Here is a 10,585-nt window from a genome sequence, read left to right as displayed (position 1 = left end):
GGCCATCGCCTCACGGGACCAGGACATCGCGGCGGGGAAATAAAGGGTCGCCGCCGCCATCGCGAGCTGCGCGCCCGAGGCGATGCCCAGCGTGGTCGGCTCGGCAAGCGGATTGCGCAGCACACGCTGCAACAGGTAGCCGGAAAGCCCAAGCGCCGCGCCGGCGAGCAATGCGACGGCGATGCGCGGCAGCGTGCCGTAAAAGAGGATGGCGCGGTCAAGATCGGAGGCCAGGCCGCCGGCGGACCAGGGGACGACCCGGTCCGCAACCTGGAACGCGGTCAGCACGGCGGCAAGGCAGAAGAGGCCGCTCCAGAGCCACGGGCGATGCGCAGACACTCTTTCAGCCACGGCCCTCTCCCGCCTGCCCGCCCACGGCATCGGCCAGCAATCGGCAGAAGCGCATGGCCGAGGGCAGTCCGCCGAAGTGATTGACCGGCGCGATCGTGACCACGCGGCCCTCGCGGACCATGGGCAGCGCTTGCCACAGGGCATTCTCCAGAAGTCCAGGCCCCGCGTCGGGCGGGATCGGCTCGACGATGACCACGCGCGCTTCCGGCACCTCGGCCAGGGCCTCGAAACCCACCGGGGCTGCGGCCGAATAGCTGGTGCCGGCATGCCAGGCGTTTTCAAAGCCGAGCCGCGCCAGCACGTCGCCGATCATGCTGTCGGGGCCGAAGGCGCGGAAGTGCCGCGCATCACCGATGCTGATGGCGAAGGCCGGCCTGTCGGTCAGCGGCTCGAGAAGCCGCGCATATGTGCCGAGCGTGGTGGCGCTCCGTATGACAAGATCCTCGGCTTCCCGCTGAAGGCCGGTTGCAGCGCCAATCGTCCGCGCCGCCCCTTCGGCCAGCGCGTAGGTCGGGTTTCCCGGCTCGTAGACGGGAGCGGAGACAACCGGCGCGATCCGTTCAAAGTTGGCGTGCTGCGCGGCGTAGAAATTCGAGGACAGGATGAGGTCGGGTTCGGCGAGGCGCAGCATTTCGTAGTTCGGCGTGCCACGCAGGCCGATATCGGCCGTCGTCTCGGGGACGGGCGGCTCGACCACGATCTTGCGGTACTGGATGAGTTCGGTCGCCGCAACCGGAAGGATGCCGAGCACCAGCGCTGTCTCCAGCATCGCCCAATCGATCGCCGCAACGCGAATGCGAGCGGCGGCGGCGGTTCCGGCCGCCAGGACCGCGCCAGCCGAAAAGCCCAGGAAAGCACGTCGTGTCAGCACCGGCCGCCTCATTCGACGTAGCCTATCGGTGCGCCCGTCCGCGGGTGCTCGAGAATTCCCATGCCGATGCCGTAAATGCGCGCCAACACATCGCTGCGCATGACCTCTTCGGGGGGCCCTTCGGCGACGATGGCGCCGTCGCGCAACGCCACCAGCGCATCACAGATGCGCGCGGCCATGTTGATGTCGTGGAGCACGACGATCGCGGTGACGCCGCGTTCGCCCGTCATCCGGCGCAGAAGGGTCAGCATCTCCACTTCGTGGGCGACGTCCAAGGCGGAGGTGGGTTCGTCGAGAAGCAGGCAACCGGCCTCCTGCGCGATCATCACGGCGAGCCAGACGCGCTGGCGCTCACCGCCCGAGAGGCTGTCGACGAGCCGCCCTCGCAGGAGCCCCAGACCGGTCGCGGTGAGCGCCTCCTCCACCTTCTCGGCATCCGCGTCACCGAAACGGCCGAGGGCGCCGTGCCAGGGGAAGCGGCCGAGGGCGACAAGCTCTTCGACGGTCAGCCCTTCCGCGGCCGGTGCGAACTGGGCCATGTAGGCAACCTGCCGGGCAAAGGCGCGCTCGGAAAAGGAGAAGACGTCCTCACCGCGAAAAAGGACCCTGCCGGCACTTGGCCGCTGCTGCCGGGCGAGCATGCGCATCAGCGTCGACTTGCCGGACCCGTTGGGGCCGATGAGGCCATGGATCCGGCCGCGCTCGAAAACGGCGTCGACCGGACCGAGAATATCTTGGCCGCCCGCTAAAAAGCGGACGCCCTCCAGGCGGTAGAGCGCTTCCGTCCCTTGTCTCTCCCGGTCGTTCGTCACCATGTCGCATGCAGTTTGAGCTTAATCGACCGGCCCTCGCCGTAGGCACAGCTGAGCGCTTCCTGGCAGCTTGCCACATAGACCTCGTCGAAGAGATTGGTCACATAGAGGTCGGCGCCGAAGTTGCCCCTTTCATAGCCGATCCGGGCATCGAAGACGGTGGAGGACGGAACCTTCAGCGTGTTCTGGTCGTCCGCCCAGGACGAGCCGACATAGCGTACGCCGCCGCCCAGCGTCAGGCCGTCGAGCGGGCCCTCGTTGAAGGTGTAGTCGAGGGCCAGCGCCGCCTGCTGTTCGGGCACCGCCGTGGGCGTCTTGCCGATCAGGCTGGCATCCTCGTCGCTGGTGGTCTCGACGTCCAGCAGGGTCACGGCCGCCCGCGCCCGCCAATTATCCGTCAGATTGGCCTTAGCCTCGAATTCGACGCCGCGCGAATTCACCTCGCCGATCTGCGTTTCCGCGAGGAAAGGCCCGGTGACGACGTTCTGGCGCGTCAGGTCGAACAGGGCGACGGTGAAGATACCGTCCATCCAGGTGGGCTCGTATTTCAGGCCGGCCTCGTACTGGTAGCCCTCTTCCGGCTCGAAAAGCTCGCCCGTTGCGGTGGTTTCCAAGAGGGGATTGAAGAAGGTCGACACGCTCGCATAGGGGGTCACGCCGTTGGCGAACTGGTAGGCCAGTCCGAGGCGACCGCTCCAGGCGCCATCGGAGGTATCGAAATCCGACGTCCCCTCGGATTTCGTCGCCACGTAGTCATAGCGCCCGTTTAGCGTGGTGATCCAGCCGCCGCCGAAGCGGATCTGGTCCTGAACGTAGAACCCCACCTGCCGCTGTGTCACTTCCTGGTCGATATAGGGAACCGGAGCCGGCTGCGGGGTGCCGTAGATCGGATCGGTCGCGCTGATCGGCGTTGCCGTGCTCGAGGCCTGGACCTGGTCCATGCGGAAATACTTGTAATCGGCCCCGAAGAGCAGCCGGTGCTGCAGTGGTCCGGTCTCCACCGTTCCCTCGAGTTGGTTATCGAGGAGGAAGGTGGTGGTCTTGGTCCGATGCTCGAAGTTGATCCGCTCGAGTAGATTGTCGGGACCGGCCGGAGTCGGCGAGAAGCCCACATAGCCATAGGGGTAGGGCGCCACTTCGTGCAGGTCGGCATAGCCCGCGCGCGCATTCTGCCGCACAGTCCAGCCGCTGTCGAAGGTGTGCTCGAATTCGTAGCCGAGCGAGGCCTGACGGCGCAGATAGGTGTCGATGTCCGGCTCGGTGAAATTGGCGTCGCGGCTGATGCGGCCGAACGGGGCATCGACGACCGTGCCCACGTAAGGCAGGAAACCGCCGCCCCCGTGCACCTCGTCCATATAGGTGAAATTGCCGAGCACCGTCAGGCTCGTGGCATCGTCCGGCGTCCAGGTGAATGAAGGCGAAACGACACGGCGGTACCCTTCCTCGAAATCGGTGTAGCCGTCGCCGCCCCTGACGAGACCGACCAGCCGGGCGTCGAGCGTGTCGCTCACCCGGTCCTGGAGGTCGAAGCCCAGGGAGGCCTTGCCCGCATCGTTGATCCAGGTCTCGGCATGGCGCCGCCGCTCGCCGGTCGGGCGCTTGCTGACATAGTTGACCAGACCGCCGGGGTTGCTGCCGCCGTAGAGGACGGAGGACGCACCCCTGAGCACCTCGATACGCTCCAGTGTGAAACTGTCGATGAAGAAGCCGCCGAAGCCATAGCTGTAGAGTGGCAGCCCGTCCTGATAGACGCCGGTCTGGGTGGCCTGGAAACCGCGGATGAAAATCCAGTTCGTATCGCTGTCGTAGCCGAAGGGCTGGGCAAAGACGCCGGCGGCGTAGCGCAGAGCCTCGTCGGCCTTGTCGGCGCCGAGATCGTCCATTTCCTCGCGGCCGATGACGGACACCGATTGCGGGATTTCACTCAACGGCGTGTCGGTCTTGGCGCCGGTCGCCGTGCGCCCGGCCACGTAGCCGTCCACTGGTCCCGTCGCCGTTTCGCCTTCGACTTCAATGCGCTCCAGCCGTGTCGCGTCCGAATCCATCTGCTGCGCCAGGACACCGCTTGATAGGCCGACCGTCGCAGCACTTCCCAGGAACGCCAACTTTACCGCACGCATAATCATCATCGATGCTCATCCCCCGGAGACGGGCCGGCCCCGGCCGGCGACATAAGGTGAGCGTCTAACTCAAGTTCGATGTGGAGGATTGAACGTTCTTCCGCTCTTTTGAACGAAACGCCTGCGGCCCCGCTCGATATCGCGTGCCGAGCCGGCGCTGCCATGCCGCCGGCGTTGCGCCAGTGAAGCGCTGGAAGACACGGGTGAGGTGCGCCTGATCGGAAAAACCGGCGGCGACCGCCGCCTCCGTCAGGGACGTTTCGCCCGCCGCCAGCATGGCCTTCACGTGTTCCACGCGCCTGCGCAACTGCCAGCGGTGGGGCGGAAGGCCGGTGGCCGCCTTGAAGAGATGCGAAAAGTGGGAAGGCGAGAGCCCCACCAGTCCGGCCAGTTCCTGCAGCCGGATATTGCGGGCGCAATTCTGCTCGATGTATCCGGTCACCCGTCTGAGCTGGTGCGCCGTCAGGCCGCCCTCGCCCGCCGCCTCGATCTCACCCGTCCCCATGGCGGCCAGCAATGCCGTCACCAGGCTCTCGTCATAGACGGGGCCAGCCTCGTTCTTCTCGCAACACTCCAGCGCGAACAGCCGCGCCAGCGCCATCAGCCGCGGATCGGCAAACATGAGTCTCGGCCTGTCCCAGCGGCCGCGCCCGACAATGCCGGGAAAGCGCCTTGAAAGGGCGTCGATGTCGAAGTGAATGTCGAGGTGCCGCAAGCGCCCGCCGCCATTCAGGCGCGACCAGAGCGGCATCCCCGCCGGCACGAAGCACATCGGGCGTTGGGGCCCGAGTGTCGCGCACGGCCGCGCGTCGGATGCGCACATGAGATCGATGGAGGTGGCGGGATCGCTCTCCAAGAGCATGAAGAGGCGCGGGGCGCGCGAAACGTATTCTCCCCGGGCGCGGGATTCGCATGCCACGTCCCAAACATCCGCGATGAGCCCCGGCCATGCCCGCCACCGCAGGTCTGCGAGAATGGTGACGCCGCTGACGCGGGATTCCATCTGGGGGTGGAACATGGCCGATGCGATCAGTGCCGAGAAAGGGGGATTGCTTAAACCTGACTTCTCTTATCAGTTTATTACTGTCATTTGCCGCAACTCTCAAGGGGCACGGGCATGTGACCGCGCCTCCCGCCCGGCGATTAACGCTTCGGACCGTGTGCATTCATCGCAGAGGGCCCGCGCTCGGCCGAACGCGAAGACGTGTCTCAGGCGGAGTCCTTGAGGAGGGTCAGCCGCTCGATGTCCCAGCTTATCCAGAGCTGGTCCTGCGGCAGGCCCTGCGCTTTGGCCGCATCGACATAGGCCTTGATTACGGCGTCGTCGCGCTCGCCGACGCGGATGTCCAAGGCAGTGCGGCTGCCCTTGAAGAGCCGGCTTACGATGCGGCCCTGGACCGCATTCGCCGCGGCCGGCTTGTCGGGATGGCACGCCACGTTCTCGAGCCGCAGGGCGGCCATGACATTTTCGCCCGGTTCCGGCCGGTGGCCATGCGCGGAGCCGCGCAGCTCGACACCGTTCCAGTCGATGACGATCGCGTCCGCGTCACTGCCGCGCACCCTGCCTTCCAGAAGGTTGGTCTCGCCGATGAACTCCGCCACGAAACGGCTGACGGGGCGAAAATAAAGATCCTCCGGCGTGCCGGCCTGTTCCACCCGTCCGGCATTCATCACCACGATGCGGTCGGACATGGTCAGCGCCTCGTCCTGGTCGTGGGTGACGAAGAAGAAGGTCTTGCCGGTGCGCTTCTGGATGTCCTTGAGCTCCACCTGAACCTGGGCGCGCAGCTTGGCATCGAGTGCGCCCAACGGCTCATCCAGCAGAAGCAGCTTCGGATCGGGCGCCAGAGCGCGCGCCAGCGCCACGCGCTGGCGCTGGCCGCCGGAGAGCTGGTCAGGCGTGCGTTCCTCGAACCCACCAAGCTGGAGAAACTCCAGAAGCTCGCCGGTGCGCCGGTCGATCTCCGACCGTCCCTTACCCTTGAGCTCCAGCCCGAAGGCAACGTTCTGCCCGACTGTCATGTGCGGAAAGAGCGCGTAATCCTGAAAGACCATGTTGACGTCGCGCCGGTTGGGCGGCAGCCGCGTCACATCCGTCCCGTCGAGGACGATGCGGCCCTCGTCCGGCGTTTCGAAACCACCCAGCATGCGCAAGGTCGTCGACTTGCCGCAGCCGGAGGGGCCGAGAAAGGTCACGAATTCGCCGGCCATGATCTGCATGTCCAGCCGGTCGACGGCGACCGTCTTGCCGAAGCGCTTGGTGATCTTGTCCAGATGGACGATGACGTCCTTTTCGCCACTCATGTCAGGCACCTTTGTTGAGCCGCCGCATGGAGCGCTCGGCCCACAGGCCGAGCACGGCGGTCAGGATGAGAACGATGGTCGAGATGGCGTTGATCTCCGGCGACATGCCCGAGCGCAGCATGGCGAAGATGAGCACAGGCAGCGTCGGCTGATAACCGCCGAGGAAGAAGGCACGCACAAAGTCGTCGAAGGACAGGAGCATGCAGAAGATGCCGGCGCCGATCAGGGCGGGCTTCAGATAGGGCAGCGTCACGCGGAAGAAGGCGACGATACTGTCGGCACCGAGATCGCGCGCAGCCTCGACATGGCTTTTCGGCTGCGTCGACAGGCGCGCCATGACGACGAGTGCCACGAAGGGCACGTTGTGGACCGTATGACCGAGGATGATGGCCAGCATCCCCGGCTCGATGTCGAGCAGACGCGCGAAGATGCGCAGCGAGATGGCCGAGATGATGCCGGGAATGACCGCCGGCAGGCAGGTGAGCGCAAAGATGATGAGCTTGCCGCGAAACCTGTTGGGCCCGAGGAAGGCGGCGATCCACGTGCCGATGGCGAGTGAAAGCAGGGTAGAGGAGACCGCGATCGTCATGGAATAGGCGAAGACCGTCAGCACCTCGGTATCCTGGAAGACACCCAGATACCAGTCCATCGTCCAGCCCGTGATGGGGAAGCCGATGAACTTGGAATCCTTGAAGCCCATCAGCACCATGAGGACGAGCGGCACGAAGAGATAGACGACGAAGGCGCCGTAAATGACCGACATGAGGATGCGGGTGTGACGCGTCATTGCATCATCCCCTTCCCGTCACGACCCATCAGCTTGAGGAAAATCCCGGCAATGGCGAGCGTGGTGATCAGCATGATCGCGGAGAATGCCGCGCCCGTCGGCCACTGGTCGCCGGCGACGTGGAAGAAGCCGGCGATCGTCTCTGCGAAGACGGTCGTGCTCGGTCCGCCAAGCAGCACCGGGGTCGCGTAGTAGCCGGTCGAGATCAGGAAGACGAGCGTGCAGCCCGAGGCGATGCCTTCCCTGGAGAGCGGCAGCGTGATGCGGCGAAAGCGGGTCCAGGCACCGGCGCCGAGGTCGGCCCCGGCTTCCAGATAGTTGCGCGGAATCTTCTCCAGCGCCGAGTATAGCGGCAGGAGCATGTAAAGCGCTGTGAGATAGATGATGCCCATGCCCAGCGAGAAGCTCGTATACATGAAAGGGATCGGCCGCTCGATGAGCCCCAGCCATTTGAGAATGAGGTTCACCGCACCGTTGTTGCCGAGCAGGATCATGATCGCATAGGTGCGCACGATCTCGCCCACCCAGAAGGGGATGAGAAGAAGCAGGAGCAAAAGAAGCTGGTTCTTGCGGCTCACATGCTTGGCCAGGAAATAGGCCACCGGATAGGTGATGACGAGCGTGGAGAAGGTCAGCACGGTGGCGAAGGCGAGCGTGCGGAAGTATGGAATAATGAAGATCTGCTCGTTGAAGAAGGCGGCCCAGTTCTGAAACGTGAACTGCGGCTCCTGGCCGGCCGTGGGCGGATAGGAGTCGAGGAAGCTGATCCAGAACATCTCCACGATGGGGCCAAGGTGAGCGAAGAAGACCCAGAACAGCGGAAAGCTCGCCAGCAACACGAACTGCCGGCGCTGTGTCTTGAACAGCGTCTCCGTGATCGATTGATAAAGGCCGTTGGTCAGGAGCGCACCCCAGAGGCTGCGCTTTCCGCCATCTTTCGTGGCCGAGCCGAGTTCGGCCTGCTCTATGTCCGTCTGCGTCATGTTCCGGCGATCATCCGTCTAGCGCACCGCGTCCCTTGCCGAGGCGCCTCGGAGCAGCGCCCCGTCGACAGGCGTCCAAGACGGGGCAAAAAGGAAACCGCAGGAGCGGGCGAAGTCGCCCGCTCCGTTCTCCCGTGGTCGTCAAGCCGCCTTGATCTCCTCGACGGCCGGGTCGACGAGTTCGTATTTCAGGTCGTTCGCCTCGGCCCTGAAGAACTGGAGGCCCTCAAGTTCTTCATCGGTGAAGGAGGAGGCTTTCCGCTCGAGCTCGCTCAGATGCTGGTCGACACCCTTGAAGGTGGAGATGAAACCGGAGGACCGCGTCATCGCGGCACCCACTTCCGGACTCGCCAGAAGCGCGTCGATCAGCTTGTAGGCGTTGTCCTGATTAGGACCGTTGTTGGTCACGTTCAAGGTATAGACGAAGCCGTAGGTCCCCTCTTTCGGAATGGTCATGTCGACGGGGAAACCGTCCGCGATGAGGGTCGCGATGGGGCCGTTCCAGGCGTGCGCCAGCACCACGTCCTGATTGACGAACATCTGCTGGATCTCGGCGCCCGAGTCGTAGTACTTGCGCACCATCGGCTTGTGCTCGATGAGGAAGTCGCGCACCTCCGTGACGATCTCCGCCGCCCTCTCGGGATTGTCCTTGTATTCGATCATGTTGCCGTCATACCCCATGTAGAGCATCATGACGGACATCATGTCCTGGATGATATAGGCCGTCTGACCCTGGTATTTCGGGTCGAACATGACATCCCAGCTCTTCACCTCGTCTTCGCTGACGACTTCGGTGTTGTAGGCCAGCACCTCGGCGCCCGACAGGACTGGCGCGCCCCACTTGTTGCCGTTGATGGTGGCCCAGTCGCTTTCCGAATACACCGGATTGATGTTGTCCCAGTGCGTCAGGCGGTCCGTATCGAGGGGGGCGAGGAGCTCCGAGTCGATGAACTGCAGGAACCGATGGCCCGCGACCGTAACGATGTCGACCGTGGGCTCGGGTGCTTCGGCAGCCAGCAAGTTGAACTGCTTGCCCTGGTCGTCAACGAGCCGGACGTTGATCCGGATACCGGTCTCCTTCTCGAACTCGGCCTTGAAATCGTCCGGGATGAAGTTGGCATAGGTCCAGACATTGACCACCCCGGACGCCCGCGCGGCGGTGGAGCGCAGATAGGCCGGCAAAGCCAGCATGGATGCGCCCGCCGCACCTGCCTTGATGAAGCCTCTGCGGCTCGTTGCGAACTTGCTCATGGCGATATTCCCTCTTCTGGTTGGTATCCTGTCACACGGGTTCTCCCGTGCCTTGATTTTGCGGGGCTCTTCGCGGCCCCTTCTTCGCATTCCTTGCGGCACCTGTCACGCCGCCTTTCAGGCAAAACCGCTCCGCGTCAGCGCCTTCAGATCATCGAGCGTCATCCGGTCCAGATCCAGTGCCGGAACAAGGCTGTTCTCGCCTGCGAAGTCGCGGCCGTAGAGGGCGGAGAAGATTTCGACCCCGGCACGGTGAAGCCGCGCCTCGCGCCCGGTCATCTCACCGAGCTTCACGGTGACGAAAAGCCCATAGGGCACGTCCTCCGTGACATAGCGGCTGTCCGCCGTTGCGGGGCCCGTGCCGCCGCGGCCCTGCCGGTGCATCTCCTGGTTCATGTTCGAGACCGTGTCCTGCGGCACGTGGAAGGACAGGTGGAAATGCTCGAAGATAGTGCGCACGGAAAGGCCGAGGGCCTCGGCGATCGCGAGCCGCTCTCTGTCAAGCGCCTCCAGAAGCCGGCCGACATTGGGTGTGACGTTGAAGCCCTGGCTCCAGGTCTCGCCGTGCTCCATGCGCGTCATGTTGCACAGGGCGATGCCCATGTGGTTTTGCGGATTGAGGTTCGACAGCGATATGGCGAGCAGGCCTTCGCGCTCCACGAAGCGGTCGCCGAAAAGGCGGCGGCAGAGCGCAAGTCCCTCGGCCGAACGCGTTTCGGGCAGCGTGCACATGTCGATCTTGCTGCGCACCGTGTTCACGCTCGCCTCGACATAGCTCGGCTGCCGCCCGGTCGTCGCCGTCGTTCCCCAGGCGATGATGGGTGCCATGACCTTGCGGTCGGCGAGCAACCGCGAAAGATAGAGTGCGCCGAAGGAGGCATGCGAGGAGATGACAACAGCCTGCCCGGGGCGGATGTGCGGCGCGATGGCGTCGAAGACGGCCTTGTGCCCGTAGCCGGGGACGGCGACAAGCAGCACGTCGGCCTCGCGCACGAGCGCCTCGGCACTGTCGGCGATGCCTGGATGGAATGTGCCTTCCACCGCGCCGGTGGCCGTCAGAGGCTCACCGGCCGCCAGCCGCCTGGTGCGCTCGCCCGACGGCGACC

Annotated in this window: 10 protein-coding genes; all 10 read right to left on the bottom strand. The window is 64.7% G+C overall.

The features are described from left to right. Positions 1-351: iron chelate uptake ABC transporter family permease subunit (locus ACFP9U_RS20460; RefSeq protein WP_378624282.1), on the bottom strand; the 351-nt coding region annotated here is incomplete at its 3' end. After that, complete coding sequence (locus ACFP9U_RS20455; protein WP_378624280.1) at positions 344-1,234, bottom strand: iron-siderophore ABC transporter substrate-binding protein; 891 nt, start codon at positions 1,232-1,234, stop codon at positions 344-346. The genes ACFP9U_RS20455 and ACFP9U_RS20460, both read right to left, overlap by 8 nt. Further along, positions 1,231-2,037, bottom strand: a complete 807-nt coding sequence (locus ACFP9U_RS20450) for an ATP-binding cassette domain-containing protein (RefSeq protein WP_378624279.1) — start codon at positions 2,035-2,037, stop codon at positions 1,231-1,233. Before ACFP9U_RS20450 ends, ACFP9U_RS20455 begins: the two co-directional genes overlap by 4 nt. Continuing rightward, positions 2,031-4,154, bottom strand: coding sequence for a TonB-dependent siderophore receptor (locus ACFP9U_RS20445; RefSeq protein WP_378624285.1), 2,124 nt, complete (start codon positions 4,152-4,154; stop codon positions 2,031-2,033). Before ACFP9U_RS20445 ends, ACFP9U_RS20450 begins: the two co-directional genes overlap by 7 nt. Before the next feature lie 64 nt (positions 4,155-4,218). Next, the gene (locus ACFP9U_RS20440; protein ID WP_378624277.1) at positions 4,219-5,073 is read right to left on the bottom strand and encodes an AraC family transcriptional regulator; all 855 of its coding nucleotides are present in this window, start codon (positions 5,071-5,073) and stop codon (positions 4,219-4,221) included. 290 nt (positions 5,074-5,363) lie between these two features. Beyond that, positions 5,364-6,458: an ABC transporter ATP-binding protein gene (locus ACFP9U_RS20435; protein WP_378624275.1), complete on the bottom strand. Its 1,095-nt coding sequence runs from the start codon at positions 6,456-6,458 to the stop codon at positions 5,364-5,366. Position 6,459: 1 nt separating this feature from the next. After that, a complete protein-coding gene (locus ACFP9U_RS20430; RefSeq protein WP_378624274.1) occupies positions 6,460-7,245 on the bottom strand; it encodes an ABC transporter permease in 786 nt (261 codons plus the stop codon). Next, positions 7,242-8,228 (bottom strand): ABC transporter permease, encoded by a 987-nt coding sequence (locus tag ACFP9U_RS20425; protein WP_378624272.1) that lies wholly within the window; start codon positions 8,226-8,228, stop codon positions 7,242-7,244. Before ACFP9U_RS20425 ends, ACFP9U_RS20430 begins: the two co-directional genes overlap by 4 nt. 141 nt (positions 8,229-8,369) lie before the next feature. Next, positions 8,370-9,479 carry an ABC transporter substrate-binding protein gene (locus ACFP9U_RS20420; RefSeq protein WP_378624271.1) on the bottom strand — a complete coding sequence of 370 codons (1,110 nt, stop codon included), beginning with the start codon at positions 9,477-9,479 and terminating at the stop codon, positions 8,370-8,372. A 117-nt stretch (positions 9,480-9,596) separates the two neighbouring features. Further along, positions 9,597-10,585, bottom strand: a 989-nt coding sequence (locus ACFP9U_RS20415) for an NAD/NADP octopine/nopaline dehydrogenase family protein (RefSeq protein WP_378624269.1), incomplete at its 5' end; no start/stop codon positions are given.

The organism is Nitratireductor sp. GCM10026969 (assembly GCF_042660605.1).
Taxonomy (GTDB): Bacteria; Pseudomonadota; Alphaproteobacteria; order Rhizobiales; family Rhizobiaceae; genus Chelativorans.
This window is presented reverse-complemented; position numbering and strand designations above follow the sequence as displayed.

What these genes read in the sequence shown, in the direction of transcription:
- ACFP9U_RS20445 (WP_378624285.1), bottom strand. Translation starts at nt 4,154, where the DNA reads ATGCGTGCGGTAAAGTTGGCGTTCCTGGGAAGTGCTGCGACGGTCGGC.
- ACFP9U_RS20425 (WP_378624272.1), bottom strand. Translation starts at nt 8,228, where the DNA reads ATGACGCAGACGGACATAGAGCAGGCCGAACTCGGCTCGGCCACGAAA.
- ACFP9U_RS20420 (WP_378624271.1), bottom strand. Translation starts at nt 9,479, where the DNA reads ATGAGCAAGTTCGCAACGAGCCGCAGAGGCTTCATCAAGGCAGGTGCG.
- ACFP9U_RS20435 (WP_378624275.1), bottom strand. Translation starts at nt 6,458, where the DNA reads ATGAGTGGCGAAAAGGACGTCATCGTCCATCTGGACAAGATCACCAAG.
- ACFP9U_RS20455 (WP_378624280.1), bottom strand. Translation starts at nt 1,234, where the DNA reads ATGAGGCGGCCGGTGCTGACACGACGTGCTTTCCTGGGCTTTTCGGCT.
- ACFP9U_RS20450 (WP_378624279.1), bottom strand. Translation starts at nt 2,037, where the DNA reads ATGGTGACGAACGACCGGGAGAGACAAGGGACGGAAGCGCTCTACCGC.
- ACFP9U_RS20430 (WP_378624274.1), bottom strand. Translation starts at nt 7,245, where the DNA reads ATGACGCGTCACACCCGCATCCTCATGTCGGTCATTTACGGCGCCTTC.